We start from the raw sequence: 19,794 nt of genomic DNA on the forward strand, positions 1-19,794 counted from the left end.
TTGTAAGCATGGCATAAAAATAGAAAAAACCCGCGAAATTGCGGGTTTTTTTGTTCTTTTGGTGACTTTTCAATTTGATCAAGACTTTTTGTCTAAAATCTTCTTCACAATCGCTTCCTTTTCCCGGATATGTGAAAGGTTGCTGCTGCCTGCTATCTCGAAAACACTTGCTTTAGGATACCTTTTCAGCAAGGCTTTCTTCTCTTCCCTGTCATAAGAGGCATCCGTTTTAGCCTCTACTAGAAGGATATTTTTATTGTATACTCCCAAATTGGATTGGATTTGATTCCAAAAATCAATTTGAATTTTATGCACCGCTTCAAGAAGAGTCGGACTAGAATTTAACAACATGTTGCCATAATAAGCTTTCCAAAAGGCTTTGTTATCGACATGCGCCACATCAACCCCTCTGAGAACTTGCTTATAAATGGATTTTTGAAGGCTTTCAAATTTCAAATCCCCTAAGGCTTTGACGAATCTGCTTAGGCTTTTCACATAATTTTTTCTTGTTTTATCCGTAACAACTTGGGTGTTTGAAAAACTTGTAATGAGTACCAACTTTGAAACGCATTGTGGGTACTGATCTGCAAAACACTGAGCTAGAACGCCACCGAATGACTGCCCCACTATGGTCGCTTTATCTATGCTTAAAAGCGAGAACAGGTCACTCACGCTTTCTGAAAAACCTTGTATGGTTTCTACTTCTGGAAAATCCAGTAGGACCACGCGCTTGTCTTTTTCAAGTTCAAGGGCGTATTCGTACCAAACTTCAGCCTTGCCTGTGGTTCCAGGAAATAACACGACAACGTCTTGATCACTTTTAGAGTCATACCAGGACATCTCAATCCCCGACACCTGACGTGTTTCTTTTTTGTACTTGTCTTTGAACCGATCCAATGCCTCACGGGCCTCAGTCTCATACAAACTTAAGTCTTCAAGCTTTGGCTTTTTTCCAAACAAAAATTCTAGCATCTTGTATCCACCTTCATTATTTCTTGAGTATTTTTTTTGCCATCGGCGCTTTCAAACGTCTCGCCACTGGCATGTCTGACCCAATGAGGGGTTCCACGTAATGTCTGAATGCATCTGTTACATGGTTGCCCGCTGGGTTTATAAAATGATCAGGCATGTACTTTGTTTTTCCTGCTATCTCTGACAAATCTACAAGCTCATAGTTTACAGAGTAATGGCCTGTTCTATTAATGACAACTGATCCGTCCACATTATGCCACATGGCAAACTGGGCCGCCCTTTCCCCAACTTCTCTTGCTTCGTGCTGATCCACATCAGAAACACACCCCATAAAGGATCTTTGCAAATACCCAAAAGTATCTGATCGCACACGAGGGATGTTGAGTTTGGTCTTGATCTGCTCAACGAGCAAGTCTCCAAGGGCACCTGTTCCGGATAACTGCAAGTTACCGTGTTGGTCCACCTCAAGGTTTTCCTGAAGCTTCTTTAAAATTGGGATGCCCTTTTCATCTCGAATGCCCTCTGAAACAGCAACCACACATCGACCATATTTATTATACACGGTTTTAACGTCATTCAGAAACCGGTCAACATCAAAAGCGCGTTCCGGCAAATATACAAGATGAGGACCATCATCTGGATACTTTTGCCCCACTATAGAAGCCGCAGTCAAAAAACCTGCATGCCGTCCCATAACAACACCTATATAGACACCCTTTAAGGCTCTGTTATCAAGATTCACGCCTGTAAATGCCTGCCCTACAAACCGTGCAGCGGACCCAAATCCAGGGGTGTGATCATTGAGAACCAGATCATTGTCTATGGTTTTAGGAATATGTATACACCTGAGTTCGTACTTGGCTTCTTCGGCTGCATTATTGATGATTCTAAGTGTATCAGAAGAATCGTTGCCGCCGATATAGAAAAAATACCTAATATCATGGGCTTTCATGACCTTAAACATTTCCATGCAGTAATTTTCATCTGGTTTAACCCGCGTTGACAAAAGTGCCGAGCTAGGCGTTTCTGCCACCACTTCTAAATTGTGTGTTGTTTCCTGAGTCAAATCAATAAACTCTTCGTTTAAAATGCCTTCCACGCCATTTAGAGCCCCATATACCTTCGTAACTTGCTGAAATTTTCTTGCCTCTAATACAGCCCCAACCAAGGATTGATTTATTACAGCCGTTGGTCCACCACCCTGTGCTACTAGAACTTTACCTGTTAATTTCACAATATAACCTCCCCTGGTTCTCGATTAATTTTCACTCTATTCTGATAATTTTCCATAAACCGGACACCTTATCTGGTTTTCCCTTCAAAATATCTTAACTTATATTATTGAGGGGGCTCAGATACATGATACCCTTCAAAAAAACGCTCAAATCAAGTAATTTCAGTTTATACACGGGACAAAAACAGTCCCTTTTAAAGTCTCAAACACCCTCTAAACCACTAGACTTGTTCGAAACATTTAAAAGGGACCCATTATTAATGCATGCTTTTATAAATCATACAGTTTTTTATATTTGCTTTCTAAATAATCCGTATAATATTTTGCATCAAATTTTCGACCAGTGGCCTCTTCAAGAACTTCCTCAGCAGATTTTGTAAGGCCAAATTTATGAATCTTTTCTTTAAGCCATTGGTTGATAGGTGTAAAATCGCCTGAAACAAGGCTTTCTTCAATATTCACCACTTCTGAAAGGGCATTCTGTATCTGAGCCGCATATGCCGTTCCCAGTGCATACGACGGAAAATAACCAAAAAGTCCATCTGCCCAGTGCACATCTTGAAGTACACCTTGTGCGTCATCTTCTGGCTTTATGCCTAAGTATGACACCATCTTTTCATTCCACGCCTCTTTGAGATCATCCACCTCCAAAGTGCCTGAAATCAATTCTTTTTCCAGTTCATAGCGTAACATTATATGTAGTGGATAGGTCAGTTCATCCGCTTCAACCCGAATAAATGATGGTTCCGACTTATTAATAGCTTGAACAAATAGCTGTAAGGACACCCGATCAAGTTGTTTAGGAAAAGCTTCCTGCAACTGTGGATAGAAGTAGGACCAGAAAGCTTGACTGCGTCCTATATTATTTTCAAATAACCTTGACTGAGACTCATGGATGCCTGCTGATGAACCATCTGCCAAAATTGTGCCAGAAATTTCTTTTGAGAAATTCTGCTCATATATACCATGTCCACCCTCATGAATGGTTGAAAATAGAGAGGATGTTAAGTGATTTTCGTAGTAATGTGTTGTAAGTCGGACGTCCGTCACATCCAGTCCCATTGTAAATGGGTGTTCACTCTCTTTTAATTCTCCTGCATTCGTGTCAAATCCAATCGTCTTCAACAGTTTCTTAGCAATAACTTCCTGCTTGTCTTTTGGATAGCTTAAAAATAGGAAATCATCCATAGGTTGCTCATTCTTGTCACCAATGGCCTTAACCACGGGCACAATAGAAGCCTTTAATTCTTCGAAGAAATCGTCCAGGACCTCGACTGTCATGCCTCTTTCAAAGTCTTCAATGAGAGCATTATAAGGGTGACCTTCATATCCAAAATAATCAGCAAATCTTCTCTTATAGTCAACAATTTCTTTTAGGTAAGGGGCAAATGCATTAAAATCTGATGCGTCCTTAGCCTTTTCCCAAGCAACAGTCGCTTTAGAGGTGAGTTCAGTGTAAGCCCGGTACTCATCTGGCGGAATTTTTGATATGCGGTCCAACTGGTATCGGGCTTCTTTAACGACCATGACGTCATGATCATCAAGCTTATCAAAGTTGTCTTCTAGAATCTCCAGTTCACTTAAAAAAGCTTCATTGGTCATGAGAACCTGTACCTGAGAGGATAGGACGCCAAAAGCTCTGGAACGGGATTCTATCCCCCGTGATCCTGCACCTGTTGCAAGATCCCAATATACAATGTTGCCAGCATACTCAAGACCTTTTATTTGATCCAGTCTATCGATAAAGCTGTCTCTTACAGATTTTAAATCCATAATGCACCTCCTATTTTCCTTTAAATCGCCGGTGACTATTTCATCCAAATTTTATCACGTGTGATCTCATCAAGACTTTTGGCGCCTGTCATAAGCATAACATTCTCAAGCTCTGATCTAAGTTGATTCACATAGGCTTGTACGCCCTGAGCGCCACCACCATATGCAGCTATGGTAAATGGTCTTGCTATAAGCACGCCATCCGCTCCAAGAGCAAGAACCTTAAATATATCTATACCCGACCGAATCCCTCCATCAACGAAAACTTTAATACGACCATTAACAGCTTTCACAATGTCTTCAAGGACCTCAACAGAACTTGGCGTTTCATCTAAAACCCGACCGCCATGGTTAGACACAATAATACCTGATGCGCCACCTTTTATTGCCAGTTCTGCCGCTTGTGCCGTCATAACGCCTTTTACAATGAAAGGCTTGTCAGTGGCTTGGGTGATTTCGCAAAGCATATCAAGGGATAAAGGGCCTACCGGTTTACCTTGCTGGGCCAGAAAAGCCAGTCCAGCTGCATCAATGTCCATTGCAATTGCCGTCACCCCTGCATTATTCGCCATCTCTAGTTTTTTCAAAATTAGAGGCATCTCCCAAGGTTTGATCGTTGGAACACCAAGACCCTCTGCCTGTTTTATGGCTTCGATTGTACCTGCAAAAACTTCGTCATCTGCTCCATCTCCTGTAAAGCCGATAACACCCGCTTCACGGCAACCTTTAATGATTTCCTGTGAGTATGTCAAGTCATCGTATAAGTCGCTGTAGTGTATCTTTACACCGCCTACAGGCGCTGCATATACCGGAAGCGATACTTCATGTCCAAAAAAATCTGCACTTGTGTCTACAGGGCCCCTTTCATAAAGTGTGTTCATATTCACCTTAATATCCTGTAGGGCACTATAATTTCTAACAAATACCTGCCCACTGCCTTTTCCACCTGGTCCAGGAATAACACCTCTACAGGCAATGCCATTGCAAACTGGACAGACTTTACAGTACGGGCCTATATTTTTTTTTGCTTCTTTTTTAACGTCTTGATAATTCATAAGCGCCTCCAATTTCTCACTTCCGTTTTCAAATAAAACATACTATTTTAGACCAAGGGTCTTTTCCCCAGAGGTCACATCGATTAAAATGGCTTTGTTGATTTTGCCGTCGTCTTTATTATACCAAAATAAGGAGAAAATTGACGCCCTCATATGAGCATGATATTCTTTCTTTGGTAAGAGGACTATTCGTATACATACATCTTGGGTGGGACAAGGAGGACTTCCATGTGGTCAATTATTATTTTTTTAATTGTCGGCATACTTCTCGGCAACAGGTTAAGCTTGAAAGACAAAGGGAAAAAAATCAATGAGAAAGCCCAATTAATAGGCTTACTTCTGCTTCTCTTTTCCATGGGGATTTCTATAGGCGCTAACAATGATGTGGTCAGCAACCTCAATAGCATAGGCTTGCAAGCTTTTGTTTTTGCTCTCTTAACGACACTGGGCAGTATTATCTGTGTGTTTATTGTAAGTCGAAAACTCAGCAAGGAGGTGTCTTAATGACCCTCATGATTTTTGCTGTGGTGCTTCTAGGCATACTCTTTGGTTATGCTTTCATACCACCAGAGTTTTTAGGGCGTATGGATCAAATTTCAACCCTGCTTCTGGGACTGCTTATTTTTTCTGTTGGGATTGATATTGGTGGCAACAAGGGTGCCCTTAAAGACATTAAGTCCAAGGGCAAGATGCTGGGTGGACTAACATCTGCAGTTATTATCGGAAGTGCCATTGGCGGTCTTATTACAGGGCTGATTTTTCGCCATCCTGTTAACACCTCCCTCGCCATTTCTGCTGGCTATGGCTGGTACAGTCTGTCAGGCATTTTACTTAAAAACTTGGCTTCAGCTGAAATTGGTGCCATCGCTTTTATGTCAAATGTCTTTCGCGAAATGATGGCCTTTGTGCTTATCCCGATTCTAGCTATACGGGTCAATCATTTAACAAGCATTGCCCCCCCTGGTGCCACATCTATGGATACGACACTGCCTATCATATCGCGGGCAACCACACCAGATATTGCAGTGGTTGCATTCCTGAATGGTCTTATTTTGAGTACGCTTGTACCGATTCTTGTACCATTCTTCTATGCTTTATGATATAATGTGTCCGTTAATTTTGTATTGAAAGGATGAAAATATCTATGTCACTATTTCAAGAATGGGAATCACTGGCTTCAAGTGAAATGGACCAGCAGACATACAATAACTTTTGGAAAGGTTACCTGGCTGCTGAACAAAGTGTCTATGAATCAATCTTAGAAGAGAAGAGCACGACACTAAAGGGTAACTACAAAGAGCTTGCTGATAAATACAGCATGGACTCAAAAATCTTTATGGGTTTTCTAGATGGAATTAACACAAGCCTTAATGAAGAGCTTGACCTGGAATCTCTAACGGAAGAGTCAGAAATTGATGTTACTATCGATTTTGAAAAGCTATTCTGGAACATGCTAGACTGTAAAGCTGAATGGCTATACACCCTAGAACAATGGGATGGCATCATCGAAGACGAAAAACGTAAAGAAATTAAAAAAGAGTATAACAAGTCAAAAATCGTTGTAAAAGGCGATAAGGTTGGCCGTAACGAGCCTTGTCCATGTGGCAGTGGCAAAAAGTACAAAAAGTGCTGTCTAAACAAATAGACAACACGACAATGCTTAAAATTTTACAAAAAAAAACCGGTGTGTCTTCACACCGGTTTTTTTGCTATAACAAACTTATACAATGGAGTTTATACATCTTCTTTTGGTTCTGCGTCTGCCTTATGAAGACTTGACTTATAGAGTCTTCTTCTATCAAGCACAAATACAGGATCAGAAAATTCTCCTGTTTCCATCTGATCATAAACACGGCACATATCGTACATTCTTGCATCAATCATATCTAAATAATGCAGCATTTCTGCTTCAGGAATCATTGGCTTCTTAGGACTTCCGTACTCAGGTTCATAATGGTGGGATAAGACCATATGCTGAAGCAACATCGCCGTTTCGTGATCGGCTTCCACTTCATGGGCAACACGCTCTATTGTTTTTACACCCATTATAATATGTCCAAGCATTTGACCATCAAATGTGTACTGGGATACAATTCCAAGATCATCTGAATCCATTTCATTTATTTTTTCAATGTCATGGAGAAGCACACCCGCATAAACCAAATCCGCATTCAAATTTTTATACACACCGCAAAGCACTTCTGCACTTCTAAGCATTCTAAGCATATGGTACAGAAGGCCTGAGCGAACCGCATGATGATTCGATTTTGCAGCTGGAGCTGTCATAAGCGGTTCTTTATACATTTCATATATTCTGACCACAATGTTTTTCACATCTTTGTTTTCAATGCGATTAACAAAGCTCATAACCTCTTCATACATGTCTTCAGCTGAATACGGAGCTGCAGGAACATAATCCACAACATTTACATCATCCGTATCGTCCGCCAGTCTCATCTTTGTGATTTTAAACTGAAGAGAATTTTGCCACAGGGTTACAGTTCCTCTGACCTTAACCAACTGTCCAGCCTTATAGATTGATTCTTCATCATTCTCTATATTCCACAGTTTTGCATTAATTTCTCCACTTTTGTCCGCAAGGGTCATATCCAGATACTTTTTGTTATTGCTCGATGTTTTTATATTCATCGCACGCAAGATGAAAAAGCTCTGGATTTCATCTCCGGCTTTAAACTCAACGATTTTCTTTGTTTCCATTTTTCCACCACCAGTGTCTTTATTCATTTAGAAACCTGCAAAGTCATTAATTTTTGCAGGTGGTCTGATTTTAATTTTATCACACTCACTCTGTTTCCAAAAGTAAATATAAAAAGGGGGATGTCTGTTAAAACATCCCCCTTCAGATTATAAATCGACAAGACAAGACAAGTCACTGGAATACATCCAGACTTTGTTTTTCTAGTTTTCTATAATCTAGCATTCTGATGATTATTTATGAATGTTTACTTTACTTCTACTTCATACTTTTCTTTAAGAGCATCAGCTTTTCCGTAGTAAGCTTCGTTTTGCTTTTTAACAGTCAGTTGCTGTGCAATATTTTGACGCACTTCACCAAATGTCGCTTGACCAGCTTCTTGAGCGTCAGTCTTCTTGATTAGGTGGAAACCGAATTGTGTTTGTACAGGTGCACTCATTTGACCAACTTCCATGTCAAATACAGCTGTTTCAAACTCAGGAACCATTTGACCTTGACCGAAGAATCCTAGATCGCCACCCTTAGCATTTGATGGACACTTTGAGTATTTACCAGCAGCTTCTTCAAATGAAAGTCCGCCTTCGATTTCAGCTTTGATTTCTTTTGCTTGTTCTTCAGTGTCTACTAGAATGTGGCTTGCCTTTGCTTGAGCAGGCTTAGTAAACTCTGACTTGTTCTCATTGTAGTAAGCTTCAACTTCTTCTTCGCTCACATTTACGTCTGCAAGAAGTTGACGTACAAAGAACTGCTTTAGCATGTTTTCGCGAACTTCTTTCATTTCAGCGATAAACTGCTCGTTCTTGTCCATTTCACTTGCCATAGCTTCTGCAAAAAATAGTTCTTGATTCACAAGCTCGTCTACAAGCTTCTTTTGGCCTTCTGGACCTTGATAATTCATAGCAGCTTGGCCTAGACCTTGAAGTGTTTTTTGAACATCCATCTCTGTGATTTCGCGGCCGTTAACAACAGCCAATACCTTATTTTCCATGCTTACGCTCCTTACTAATTAATCGACGCGACCTGTCGGCGCCATACTCTTTTTATCATAACATTTCATGAATTGGATGTCCAACCTCTTGCCACTATTGTAACAGTCCAAGTTTCTTCATAACATCAGTGAGTTTATCCGTATCAATAGGCTTAACAGCGTATGCTTCAGACCCTGACCCAAACGAGTCAAAGACCTCCTCTGTTGAATTTAAGGCTGTGGTCATGATCACCTTGGCACGTTTTGATTCAGGTATATTACGCTCTTCCTCCAGTTTACGCATTGTCTTAAGAGCCTTAATCCCATCAACCTCTGGCATCATTATATCGAGGCATACCAAATCGTAGTAATCCCCCTCTTCAAGGGACATGAGAAAAACTTCAATGGCTTCCATGCCATCTACGGTCACATCACAGTCACCAAATTGAGACATGAACTTAAAAATAAACTTTCTACTGACAAAATCATCCTCTGCAATAAGTATCTTCATTTGACCTCCTCTATTATCCTAATAATCCCGTTGAGCCATGCTGATCTTTTAAAAATTCAACGCGTTTCATAAATCTTGTAAAACTTGATTCTGCCTGCTTAATATCTTCTTTTCTAGCACTTAGTTCAATTTTCATTGCCCCGCGTTTTAATTCATGAAAACCGCAGGTTTGACTTAAGTTTTTAATGAAATGGGCTGTTTTTTCTATATTCTCAAAGTCTCTTTCATTTAAGTACTCATTCAACATATCTGAATAGCCCATAATTTCAAAAAATCCTTCTCTTAGCTCTTCTTCCGTTTGAATGTAATCTTCATTTTGATTATCTATACCCGCTATGAGCTCTTGTATTTGATCTTGTTCATAACTTTCTTTGACACTATCTTGCATGACGGTTTCTATAATGCTAAAAAAACTCTCCACTTTTATGGGTTTTGACACATAACCATTCATACCCGCTTCTAAAAAGCGTTCTTTATCGCCACGTATGGCATGGGCCGTTAAGGCGACAATAGGCACCCGTTCAAGCTTCAATCTTTGTCTTATTACTTTTGTGGCCTGGACCCCATCTAAAATTGGCATTTGTATGTCCATAAAGACTAGGTCAAACTCGCTCTTCATAAGTTCATTTATGGCCTTTAGACCATTGTCCGCCACCGTAATTTTATGCCCTTGTTTTTTCAACAGACTTTTTGCAAAAGCTTGGTTGACCCGGTCGTCTTCAACCAGTAAAATGCTAAGTTCTCTTGTTGCTTCGGGTATTTGTATTTTACCTTGACTGCCCTCCACCTGGCCAACAGACTCAGCTTCTTTAAACGGTATGGTAAAGTAGAATCGACTGCCCATGTTTTTTCTACTCTTAAAATCTATTTGTCCTTCCATCATTTCCACAAGTTGTTTTGAAATAGAAAGTCCAAGCCCAGTTCCTCCATAGCGTCTGGTAATGGATCCATCTACCTGGGAAAAGGACTGGAAGATTTTGTCCCTATCTTTTTCAGCAATTCCAATGCCTGTGTCTTCAACAGTGAAGCGGACATAAACTTGACCTTTTTCTCTTTTTTGTACTTCCACAGAGACAGCTACATGGCCCTTGCTGGTAAATTTAAGTGCGTTACCGATTAAGTTGTTCAGTATCTGTCCCAGTCTGTTCGGGTCTCCCATCAGGTATTCTGGAATACGATCATCAAAATGCATTTTGAAATCAATCCCCTTTGCATGTGCCTGAATTTTAAAGGGACTGCAAATTCTTTTTAAGAGCATGCTTCCATCAAATCGTATGGATTCCAGGGTAACCTTGCCGGCTTCAATTTTAGAAAAGTCCAGAACGCTGTTGATTAGTCTCAATAATGACTCTCCGCTATTTTTTACCATAATCAGGTTTTCTCTTTGCTCTTTCGTGAGCTCAGACATCAATGTCAGATTTGTCATGCCTATGATGCCATTCATGGGTGTTCTTATTTCATGAGACATATTGGCTAAGAACTCACTTTTAGCACTATTCGCGGCTTCTGCAGCTTCTTTTGACTTAACAATTTCAATTTGTGCCTGTCTTTTAACAGTCACATCCCTGCTGACATATACAATGCTTAACTGGTGTTTTTCATCTAAAATCACATTTCCAGAAGCCTCTACCCAAACATAAGACCCATCATTTCTTCTTAGACGAATTTCTGATGTGAAGTTTTCCCATGTCTTTAGACGGTGCTGAAAGTTTTTAGCAGATCTTTCCGCATCATCCGGATGAATGTAATCTGAAAATTTTTTTCCAATAAGGTTGTCTGGATTGTATCCAAGAAGGTGCCAAATGGATGGGCTGGTGTATAAGACTACCCCCCTACTGTCCACTTGTGTTATAGCATCAATCATATTGTCCGTAATCAAGCGAAGTTTCTTTTCATTCTTGATCAATGACTTTGCTATTTCTTTATTAATAGTGACATCTTCCACCACGATTACAGCTTGGTGTTCATCTCCAATAACAATCGGTACAGCACTGATGCGCAACCAAATATCTTCTTCACCTGCTGGTGTATTAATAATTTGCTTAAATTCTACACCACGAATTTCAGCTTGCTTGCTAATAACGTCTTCCACTGTTTTTCTAAAAAAACATTGGTCACAGTAGAGGCCATCACCACAAGAATTGACCCCTCTCTTAACACAACGAGTCCCCACACCAATACGCTTTCCAACCATCTCAGATCTGTCCCTGTAAAACATATCAGCGGCTGACTGGTTGACCTTTTGAATAACACCATTACGACTCACTGTCATTAGCCCCAGTGGAGCCACCATGAATATTTTCTCAAGGTTTTCCGGTTCCTGATGCCTTATTTGTGGCATAGTTGCTTGAACACTCTTAAATATACTAATTTCATAGGCCTCTCCAACCATCTCAATAACACTGGTTGACACACTGGCCCACTTTCGATTTCCATCTAAAGGATATATTTGACACATGGTGTTTTCTTTGAAGTCACCATCAACAAACAAATTTAGAGGTTTTCCCCGCATCTCGTCAATATCACTAATATGAAGCATTTCCAGTGCTTTGCTATTCATCTGAACAATTTTTGAATTCCTACAGATTATAGCTGGAGATACATAGAGTTCAATGATTTTGTTCAGTTCAACATCCACTATTGACATAAGCTGCCTCCACTTTTTAATCTGCTAGCAGTTTAATAATCTGGTCCGTAATGTCTGGGAGCGGAAGCTGGTACTCCACAGCCCCTATTTCAAATGCCGCCTTGGGCATGCCGTAAACAACACAAGTGCCGGGGTCCTGGCCAATTGTCCTTGCACCACCACGGCGCATATTCAAAAGCCCTTGTGCACCATCTTTCCCCATTCCCGTCAGAATCACGCCCACAGCCTTTTTGCCCACACACTCTGCCACTGAATCAAACATGACATCAACAGAAGGCCTATGACCATTCACCTTCTCTGAGCGCGATAATTTAACTTGAAATTTATTTCCATTTTTTTTCAGAGTCATATGGTGTTCACCTGGTGCTATCAAAACAGTTCCTTTTTCCACCCAGTCACCATCCATAGCCTCTTTCACACTGACCTGACAAGACTGGTTCATTCTCTCTGCATAGAGTTTTGTGAAAACAGCAGGCATATGTTGTACAATAACCGTTGGCGCGCAGTCTGATGGAAACTTTTTAATCACTTCGAATATCGCTTCTGTTCCACCCGTTGAAGCCCCTATGGCAATAACCTTATCCGTTGCAGTTGTCAGTGGTGCTTTGCTGACTCGCCCCTGTGTGATTTTTCTTTTTCGTTTTCGTATCACATTGGACTTTGAGGCCACCTTAACCTTCATTATAAGCTCAGAAATCATGGCTTCCACAACACTGGCCTGGGCTCTTGATGGCTTTTCCACAAAGTCCACAGCACCTGCCTGGATTGCATCAAATACGATGCCATTTGCAGAACTAACCACGACAACAGGCATGGGATACTGGGGCATTAATTTCTTAAGAAAATCAATACCATTCATTTTAGGCATATTCACATCCAGCGTCATGACATCGGGATGAAGTTTTAGTATGATATCTCTCGCTTCATAGGGGTCTGCTGCCATACCGACAACTTCAATATTTCCATCTGATTCCAGTGCTTTCTTCAGTTGATTCCGAAAAAGCGCTGAATCGTCTACCACTAAGACCCTTACTTTCTTTTGACTGTCTTTATTCATATATTAACCCTTTCTGTAAATAGCAGGCCGAATATACTTAAATCCTGTATTTTCTAAATCAATCGATTCAGAGTGACCGACAAGCAAATATCCACCTGGCTCAAGTGCATCGTAGAATTTTTTTGTAAGTTTTAACTTCGTTTTCTGATCGAAATAGATCATTACATTACGGCAAAATATTACATGAAATGGCTTTTTAAAAGGAAATGGATTCATTAGGTTAAAGCGTCTAAACACAACATTGCTTTTGATTTCATCCCGTATTTTTATCATTTCAGACTGGGGAGGAAAAAAATACTTTTTGACCCATGGATCTGGCATTTCCTTTGTTGCTTCTAGTTCATATAGACCACTTCTAGCGTGGTCTAGGACTTGTCTTGAAATATCCGTTCCAAGAACTTTCAGATCCCATTTAGAATAGTCCTTATCAAAATAGTCCATCATGAGCATGGACAAGGTATAGGGTTCATCCCCCGTTGAGCACCCAGCACTCCAAATTCTCAAGTCCTTTGACCGCTGATTGTCTCTTTCCAGTTGGGGTAAAATGACCGCTGTGAAAAACTCAAAGTGCTTTACTTCTCTAAAAAAGAAGGTATGATTGGTTGTGATTCTATTAATTAGCTCTGTGACAGCGCGACCGGATGTATCATTCATGACATAATCAAAATACTCGCCGTAGCTGTCAAATCCTTTTTCAAGGAGAACTTTATTGAGCCTGGACATCACTAAGGTTTTTTTCTTCTCCGTTAAATTTATGCCGTAATTTTTATATATGTAAACCCTAAGCTGTTCAAACTCTTGATTTGTTATGTTCTTCATGATGTCACTTCCAAACTCAATATGTGCTTCGAATTTTCTATTATAAGCGCTAAGCCTGCGATCCATAAATGGACCACATGAATAATTCACTTGCAATATGAATGTATTTTTCCCTACACCATAATTTGATCATTTGATCAAGGGCTGACCAAGTTGCAAAGTCATGTCACCACCACATTCAACCAGACTGTGGCGGTGACTTTTTTATGCCATTATACAAGTTGCCTACTAGCAAGCTTGTTCATATGATGTAGGGATACATTATTAACAATATTTCCATAGCTTTTATCTAGTACTTGCCAAACTCCTTGTCATCCAAATCTATATGAATGGTTTCTACTTCGTCATCGTCAAGACTTGCATGACTTACTTGCTCTGTACTTTTAGTTTTTGATAAAGACCCCGAACTTGCTTTATAAGAGCCCATCATATGATTGGAATGACTCTTTTTGAGCTGGAATCTATCGACCATGTCTTTAAGCATCATAGCTTGTGAAGACATTTCTTCACTGGCCGCAGCACTTTCCTCTGCAGTGGCAGAATTGGTTTGAGTCACTGTTGAAACTTCATCAATACCTTGATTGATCTGTGTGATACTCACAGCTTGCTCTGTGGACGCTGCAGCGATCTTCGTCACTAAGTTGGCTGCATCTGTAACACCTTCAACAATCTTATTTAAGGCTTCCGCTGTGCTATTCGCTATGGTTGTACCGTCATTAACCTGCTCAATGGAGCTTTCAATCAGAGACGTTGTTTCTTTGGCCGCATTGGCACTTCTTGCAGCCAGATTTCTAACCTCTTCTGCGACAACGGCAAACCCTTTACCATGTTCCCCAGCACGAGCGGCTTCAACAGCTGCATTAAGAGCTAGGATATTTGTCTGGAAGGCAATTTCATCTATCACTGAAATAATTTTTGAAATATTGGATGATGACTCATTAATGTTGCCCATGGCATCAATCATACGTTTCATTTGCTTATTGCCTGTTTCAGCGTCTTCTTTGGCTGATAAGGACAGTTCCTTGGCTCGGCTGGCACTGTTTGCATTGTCCTTGGTTTTTTGACCGAGTTCAGTCATAGCTGCAGTGATTTCTTCAATGGAACCAGCTTGTTCAGTCGCACCTTGAGAGAGAGCTTGTGCAGATTTGGATACTTCCTGCGCACCATCAGAGACCTGATCAGAAGCCGTATTGATTTCTGAGAATGTCATGTTGAAAGATTCTACAATGTTAACAAGAGACGCCTTAATCTGCTGGAAGTCACCAACATAATCTCTTTCAACACTAACATTTAGGTTGCCACTGGCCATTTCACCCAGTACATTGTCAATTTCGTCAATGTATTCGGTGAGTGTATTGATCATGGTGTTGGTCGCATTCTTAATTTTTGCATGGTCTCCAGCATAATCTCCCATGACTCTTGCCTTAAGATCACCACGGCTCATTCTACCAAGGACTTCAGCAGCTTCCTCGATTGGAAGAACAATGGTATCAATAGCTGTATTAAAGCCATCCATAATCATTTCCCAGCTACCATGTAGTTGTGTTAGGTCTGCTCTGTGACTTAAATCACCAGCTTGAGCCTTTTGGGTAAGTGTATTGGCCTCACCTAGCATGGTGTATAAAGACGCTCGGACATTGGCTAAGTTGTCAATGAGCTTGCGGAAATCCCCATCAAACTTATTGGTATATGTCGTTCCAGATTGTCCTGTAATATCATCAACATAATCATAGGCTTTTTCATCCCTAGACACGATGCGCTGCAAGCTATTGCCTCGTGACATATTTTCAATATAATCTGAGACATAGTTAATTGGTTCTTCTACAACTTCTACAAATGTGTTCAGTTGGTCCACGAAAGTCTTCCATCCACCAACATATTCATCCGATTCAATTCTAACTGCCAAATTACCAGCTTTTGATGCATCAATAAGCTCTTCCATATCTGTAAGAAGACCCTTTAAGGTGTTTACCATTTTCTCAAAGTTAACATTGAGCACATCTTTTTCAGACCTCACTTGAATATCTACATTCAAGTTACCCTTGGCAATTTCCTCTGCAACTTCAGCCTGAACTTGTATACTCTCAGTCATAGTCTTAAAAGATTTGGCTAGCATGCCCACTTCATCGTTTGAAGTGATATTCAGATCAACATTGACATCTCCTGTTGCAAGGGTTTCGGATGCTTTAGAAAGATTTTTAAGTCTCGTTGTTATACCACGTACTATAATCGTATTGATTACGACGCCTATAAGAAGGGCCGCAGCAAACCCCATAACGAGTGAGTTTCTACTGTAGGCTGACAAGGCCACCATGTCAGATGATTTTTCAGCCCCCAGTGCCACCCCCGCTTTGAATGTTTCCGCAGAAACATCTATAAGTGCTTGACCTGTATCATCTCTTAATACTGCTAAATCACTTAGTTCAACCATGTTCTCTTCAAGACCCATCATGGCTGTTCTATAATCCTCAAGAGCCGCTTCTATTTGATTCATCTGTTCTACGTTGGCCTGGTCTTCAGAAGCTGCCGCCAACTCATCCGTATAACTGAGCATTTGATCAAAGTTTGCATAGGCATCAGCAAATATGCTTGTGTCATCAAAAGCTTGAGCCCTTAAGTTTAAAATGCGCGTTTGGTTTGCCAAATTCACTATTTCAGTGATTGTTTCTACCTTCCAAATTCTCATGCTCAAATTTTCTGTTGTGTCACCTGCCGACGCTTGATTTCTTAATTTTGCAAACATATTGCTTTTATATTCTTCTGTAGTTGAAACAAAATTTTGCGCACTTGTATCAAGGGCACTTCGAGTTTCAACCACATCTGCAAACTCAGCTTCCGTTTGAGCAATAAGTTCACTATATGTACTGTACTCCTGCTCGATGGTCTCCACTCCAGTGCCTAATTTTATAAGCTGTGGATTTTCTACAGATAGATTTTTGGCATTCTCAATACTAACCTTCGCCTGCTCCATTGCCGCTTTGGCTTCATCAAGATAAAGCTGATTGCCTGTTAAGCCATACCCTCGCATAGCATACATGGTGTTCAGCATGAATGTTTCAATATCTGCTGTTTGTTCAATCTCCGGTATAATGGCTGTATCAATTTCTGTACTCTGCACATCTATTTGAACAAGATTTCTATAAGAGAACAAAAGCACAGCCAGTATAATAACCAGCATGATACCAATACCGAGCGAAATTTTTCTTCCTATTTTCATATTATTAAGCATTCTATACCTCCTCATTCCACTGTGTTAAACAGATCAGTCTCTGTTTGATTCAGAAGTCTAAAACAATCTAGGAGGATCACTGGCTCATCTTCATATTTCCCTATTCCCGCAATGAATTTTTTGTCTGATTCATTTTCGAATCCTGGTGGTTCAGATATTGTGTCTTTTGGTATTTGACTTACTTCTAAAACGCGATCCACGACAATCCCAACTGGTGTACTTCTCATGTCCAGAACAACAATACATGTCCTTTCATCATAATCACGATATTCTTTTCCAAACCTTAAACGAACATCCATCGTTGGAACGATCTTGCCTCTAAGGTTTATTACGCCCTGTACATACTCCGGCTGAAGGGGCACTTCCGTAATTTCTTGAATACCTATAATGTCATCTACATATTGTATCTCTAGCCCGTAAGCATCACCGTCTATTTCAAAGGTTAAATATTTGCCCTTTTGTGTGTCTACCACTTCAGACATTTTCCATCCTCCTTACGATTTGACAAGGCCCGCCGGATCAAGTATTAAGCTTATTCTTCCATCCCCTAAAAGAGCACATCCTGATATGCCATTAACTTTTTGAAGGAAACTAGATAAGCTTTTTACAACAACCTGTTGCTCTCCTAAAATGGCATCTGCAAACAGAAGTGATACATTGCCGTCATACTCTGTCATAATTAGTATGCCATCGTCAATATTGGTACACTCGGTCCCAATGCCAAACCGACTGTGCAATCTTTGAATGGGATAGCAAACCCCTCTTATCATACACATTTCATGTCCTTCAGGGTCTACAATAACCTTATGTTCCTTGGCGCTAAAGGACTCTTTAATGGCCGTTATCGGCAAAACAAAAATCGATTTGCCAACAGACATCATCATGCCGTCAATAATAGCTAGGGTCAGAGGTATTCTAATGGCAAACTCAGAACCTTTTCCCACTTCACTGTCAACGACAATGGTTCCACCAAGGGCCTCCACATTTCGAGCCACAACATCTAGACCCACACCTCTTCCAGAAAACTCTGTCACCTGGTCTTTGGTTGAAAATCCTGAATGGAACAAGAAATTGTAGATATCCTTATCGGAGTATTCATCTCGAGGCTTCATTAATAGCCCCTTATTTTCAGCCTTGCTTAATATTTTTTCGGGGTCTATGCCCTGTCCATTGTCTTTCACTGTTATCCAAACATCCCCACCAGAATGTTTGGCTTCAAGGACGATTCTTGCCCTGTCCATTTTCCCTGATTTTTCCCGATCTTCATTGGACTCTATGCCATGGTCAATGGAATTCCTGATAATGTGCATGAGCGGGTCTCCAATTTGCTCAATCACATTCTTATCCACTTCCGTTTCTTGACCTCTGAGTTCAAAATCAATATCTTTTCCAACTTTTTTCTTCATGTCGCGAACCAAACGACTCATTTTCTGGAATGTCATTGCAAGAGGCATCATTCGAATGGACATGACTATATCTTGAAGTTCGTTTATAATAATTCGATGCTGCCTGACGGCCTTGTCAAAGTTCTCAAGGTGCATTTCTGTCAAATCTGGATTTCGAGTGACCATAGATTCAGAAACCACAAGTTCTCCTACCAAGTCCATAAGTTTATCAACTTTTGGTATGCCCACGCTAATATAAGCTTGCGCGCTTGTCTGGACTTCCCGCTTTGTGTTTGCAGTTTTCTTCGGTTTTACCCCTGCAGATTTGACTTTTGGTCTTTCTTCCTGCGCCTCTTTTTGTCTTTTTTCATTTTCTTTTTCATCAGCATTTTTTACAGTGCCAGACCCTTCATCTGTTTCTTCATCTTGATCATCTGTTAAGTCAAGGGTCTCTGCATCATCTTGCACGGCTTCTTGATCGTTCTCAGCCTTCATTTCTTTTATTTCTTCTTCCAGTTCATTTTCTAAATCTTGAACAGCCTGATTTGCCTTGTCCTCGTTTTGTCCGCCACTGTCATCCAGTCCCAAATACCGTCTAAGCGCTTTTTCATACTGTTCATTGTTAAGTTGTTGAATCCGCATATCTTCAGCAAAAGCTACCGTTTCAAAATAACTTCTAACAGCCTCATCTGATTCAGCTGTTCTAAAAATCATTTGGAAACCACTTTCCTTTATGTATTCAATGGCATTTTCATCTTCAACAATTTCATGGGGAATATGCAAGATATCCTCGGCTTGATCCTTAAAACCATGAACCACTGAGAAAGCTCTAATGTTCTCCATTTCACAGCCACTTGAAAAACGAAAGACGACTTCATAAGCACGCATACCACTTGAGCGCTCACCGGTCGTCTTCTCTTCTCCCTTAACTGGGGCTATATAATATTTCTGGTTATCCTGTTTCGTATCATCTGCTTTGTCTGCTTCTACTTGTGCATCATCCGAGTTTATAAAGATTAGAGAATCTAGGTATTCTTTGATTTCGTCAATGAGGCTCTGAGGTTTCTCAAGAGGATCTTCCCCACTTTGCAACTGGTGTATGCTGGTCTTAATGTGGTCTATACCATCAAGAACAAGATCTGTTATTTTTTCATAGTCTGGCTGGACCGACTCCGTTTTCCTGAGATAGTCAAATAAATCCTCTGTGATATGAGCGAGTTCAGCTATCCCTTCAAACATCATCATCATGGAGTTGCCCTTTATGGTATGCATAATTCTAAATATCTCTTCCATACCTTCCGAAAGGTCTCCAGAGACCTCGCTATCCATAATGAGCTGTTCCAGACGATCAATCAACTGTATGGTCTCATAAATATACATCTCGAGCATGGGCTCAAGCTTTGGTGTATCTGTCATATTCTCACCTCTC

Annotated in this window: 16 protein-coding genes; 3 read left to right on the plus strand and 13 right to left on the minus strand. The window is 40.5% G+C overall.

Annotation, left to right across the window (positions count from 1 at the left end; genetic code table 11):
• Positions 1 to 78 precede the first annotated feature (78 nt).
• The 4 genes from ACQ4KW_RS17465 to ACQ4KW_RS17480 all read right to left on the minus strand — a co-directional run bounded on the left by ACQ4KW_RS17465 (position 79) and on the right by ACQ4KW_RS17480 (position 5,034).
• Positions 79 to 972 carry an alpha/beta fold hydrolase gene (locus tag ACQ4KW_RS17465; protein ID WP_430883718.1) on the minus strand — a complete coding sequence of 298 codons (894 nt, stop codon included), beginning with the start codon at positions 970 to 972 and terminating at the stop codon, positions 79 to 81.
• A 16-nt stretch (positions 973 to 988) separates the two neighbouring features.
• A complete protein-coding gene (locus ACQ4KW_RS17470; RefSeq protein ID WP_430883719.1) occupies positions 989 to 2,206 on the minus strand; it encodes a 6-phosphofructokinase in 1,218 nt (405 codons plus the stop codon).
• 270 nt (positions 2,207 to 2,476) lie between these two features.
• Positions 2,477 to 3,979 (minus strand): carboxypeptidase M32, encoded by a 1,503-nt coding sequence (locus tag ACQ4KW_RS17475; protein ID WP_430883720.1) that lies wholly within the window; start codon positions 3,977 to 3,979, stop codon positions 2,477 to 2,479.
• A gap of 35 nt (positions 3,980 to 4,014) precedes the next feature.
• On the minus strand, positions 4,015 to 5,034 hold the full coding sequence (locus ACQ4KW_RS17480) for an alpha-hydroxy-acid oxidizing protein (protein ID WP_430883721.1): 1,020 nt from the start codon (positions 5,032 to 5,034) through the stop codon (positions 4,015 to 4,017).
• A gap of 228 nt (positions 5,035 to 5,262) precedes the next feature.
• Here ACQ4KW_RS17480 and ACQ4KW_RS17485 point away from each other — a divergent pair, with 228 nt between their 5' ends.
• The 3 genes from ACQ4KW_RS17485 to ACQ4KW_RS17495 are packed head-to-tail and all read left to right on the plus strand — an operon-like array spanning position 5,263 to position 6,679.
• Positions 5,263 to 5,538 (plus strand): LysO family transporter, encoded by a 276-nt coding sequence (locus ACQ4KW_RS17485; RefSeq protein WP_430883722.1) that lies wholly within the window; start codon positions 5,263 to 5,265, stop codon positions 5,536 to 5,538.
• On the plus strand, positions 5,538 to 6,134 hold the full coding sequence (locus ACQ4KW_RS17490; RefSeq protein ID WP_430883723.1) for a lysine exporter LysO family protein: 597 nt from the start codon (positions 5,538 to 5,540) through the stop codon (positions 6,132 to 6,134). Before ACQ4KW_RS17485 ends, ACQ4KW_RS17490 begins: the two co-directional genes overlap by 1 nt.
• A 44-nt stretch (positions 6,135 to 6,178) precedes the next feature.
• Positions 6,179 to 6,679, plus strand: coding sequence for an SEC-C metal-binding domain-containing protein (locus ACQ4KW_RS17495; protein WP_430883724.1), 501 nt, complete (start codon positions 6,179 to 6,181; stop codon positions 6,677 to 6,679).
• 89 nt (positions 6,680 to 6,768) lie between these two features.
• Here the strand turns inward: ACQ4KW_RS17495 and ACQ4KW_RS17500 are convergent, their stop codons facing one another.
• From ACQ4KW_RS17500 to ACQ4KW_RS17540, 9 genes are all read right to left on the minus strand, one after another.
• A complete protein-coding gene (locus tag ACQ4KW_RS17500) occupies positions 6,769 to 7,779 on the minus strand; it encodes a 3'-5' exoribonuclease YhaM family protein (RefSeq protein WP_430883725.1) in 1,011 nt (336 codons plus the stop codon).
• Positions 7,780 to 7,997: 218 nt separating this feature from the next.
• Positions 7,998 to 8,738 carry a peptidylprolyl isomerase gene (locus ACQ4KW_RS17505; RefSeq protein ID WP_430883726.1) on the minus strand — a complete coding sequence of 247 codons (741 nt, stop codon included), beginning with the start codon at positions 8,736 to 8,738 and terminating at the stop codon, positions 7,998 to 8,000.
• A gap of 94 nt (positions 8,739 to 8,832) precedes the next feature.
• Entirely contained in the window at positions 8,833 to 9,228 is a 396-nt protein-coding gene (locus tag ACQ4KW_RS17510; RefSeq protein ID WP_430883727.1) for a response regulator, read from the minus strand.
• 13 nt (positions 9,229 to 9,241) lie between these two features.
• On the minus strand, positions 9,242 to 11,875 hold the full coding sequence (locus tag ACQ4KW_RS17515; protein ID WP_430883728.1) for a PAS domain S-box protein: 2,634 nt from the start codon (positions 11,873 to 11,875) through the stop codon (positions 9,242 to 9,244).
• A 16-nt stretch (positions 11,876 to 11,891) separates the two neighbouring features.
• On the minus strand, positions 11,892 to 12,932 hold the full coding sequence (locus ACQ4KW_RS17520; protein WP_430883729.1) for a protein-glutamate methylesterase/protein-glutamine glutaminase: 1,041 nt from the start codon (positions 12,930 to 12,932) through the stop codon (positions 11,892 to 11,894).
• Between the two features lie 3 nt (positions 12,933 to 12,935).
• Positions 12,936 to 13,817, minus strand: a complete 882-nt coding sequence (locus tag ACQ4KW_RS17525) for a CheR family methyltransferase (protein WP_430883730.1) — start codon at positions 13,815 to 13,817, stop codon at positions 12,936 to 12,938.
• 223 nt (positions 13,818 to 14,040) lie between these two features.
• Complete coding sequence (locus tag ACQ4KW_RS17530; RefSeq protein WP_430883731.1) at positions 14,041 to 16,980, minus strand: methyl-accepting chemotaxis protein; 2,940 nt, start codon at positions 16,978 to 16,980, stop codon at positions 14,041 to 14,043.
• Between the two features lie 11 nt (positions 16,981 to 16,991).
• Positions 16,992 to 17,462 carry a chemotaxis protein CheW gene (locus ACQ4KW_RS17535; RefSeq protein WP_430883732.1) on the minus strand — a complete coding sequence of 157 codons (471 nt, stop codon included), beginning with the start codon at positions 17,460 to 17,462 and terminating at the stop codon, positions 16,992 to 16,994.
• Positions 17,463 to 17,474: 12 nt separating this feature from the next.
• The gene (locus ACQ4KW_RS17540; RefSeq protein ID WP_430883733.1) at positions 17,475 to 19,781 is read right to left on the minus strand and encodes an ATP-binding protein; all 2,307 of its coding nucleotides are present in this window, start codon (positions 19,779 to 19,781) and stop codon (positions 17,475 to 17,477) included.
• Positions 19,782 to 19,794: the final 13 nt, after the last annotated feature.

The sequence above is a fragment of the Tianxiuia mixotrophica genome (genome assembly GCF_050596425.1).
Taxonomy (GTDB): Bacteria; Bacillota; Clostridia; order Peptostreptococcales; family Acidaminobacteraceae.

Coding starts and splice junctions, on each gene's coding strand:
- ACQ4KW_RS17465 (WP_430883718.1), bottom strand. CDS start 972: ATGCTAGAATTTTTGTTTGGAAAAAAGCCAAAGCTTGAAGACTTAAGT.
- ACQ4KW_RS17475 (WP_430883720.1), bottom strand. CDS start 3,979: ATGGATTTAAAATCTGTAAGAGACAGCTTTATCGATAGACTGGATCAA.
- ACQ4KW_RS17480 (WP_430883721.1), bottom strand. CDS start 5,034: ATGAATTATCAAGACGTTAAAAAAGAAGCAAAAAAAAATATAGGCCCG.
- ACQ4KW_RS17485 (WP_430883722.1), top strand. CDS start 5,263: ATGTGGTCAATTATTATTTTTTTAATTGTCGGCATACTTCTCGGCAAC.
- ACQ4KW_RS17490 (WP_430883723.1), top strand. CDS start 5,538: ATGACCCTCATGATTTTTGCTGTGGTGCTTCTAGGCATACTCTTTGGT.
- ACQ4KW_RS17495 (WP_430883724.1), top strand. CDS start 6,179: ATGTCACTATTTCAAGAATGGGAATCACTGGCTTCAAGTGAAATGGAC.
- ACQ4KW_RS17500 (WP_430883725.1), bottom strand. CDS start 7,779: ATGAATAAAGACACTGGTGGTGGAAAAATGGAAACAAAGAAAATCGTT.
- ACQ4KW_RS17505 (WP_430883726.1), bottom strand. CDS start 8,738: ATGGAAAATAAGGTATTGGCTGTTGTTAACGGCCGCGAAATCACAGAG.
- ACQ4KW_RS17510 (WP_430883727.1), bottom strand. CDS start 9,228: ATGAAGATACTTATTGCAGAGGATGATTTTGTCAGTAGAAAGTTTATT.
- ACQ4KW_RS17515 (WP_430883728.1), bottom strand. CDS start 11,875: ATGTCAATAGTGGATGTTGAACTGAACAAAATCATTGAACTCTATGTA.
- ACQ4KW_RS17520 (WP_430883729.1), bottom strand. CDS start 12,932: ATGAATAAAGACAGTCAAAAGAAAGTAAGGGTCTTAGTGGTAGACGAT.
- ACQ4KW_RS17525 (WP_430883730.1), bottom strand. CDS start 13,817: ATGGATCGCAGGCTTAGCGCTTATAATAGAAAATTCGAAGCACATATT.
- ACQ4KW_RS17530 (WP_430883731.1), bottom strand. CDS start 16,980: ATGCTTAATAATATGAAAATAGGAAGAAAAATTTCGCTCGGTATTGGT.
- ACQ4KW_RS17535 (WP_430883732.1), bottom strand. CDS start 17,462: ATGTCTGAAGTGGTAGACACACAAAAGGGCAAATATTTAACCTTTGAA.
- ACQ4KW_RS17540 (WP_430883733.1), bottom strand. CDS start 19,781: ATGACAGATACACCAAAGCTTGAGCCCATGCTCGAGATGTATATTTAT.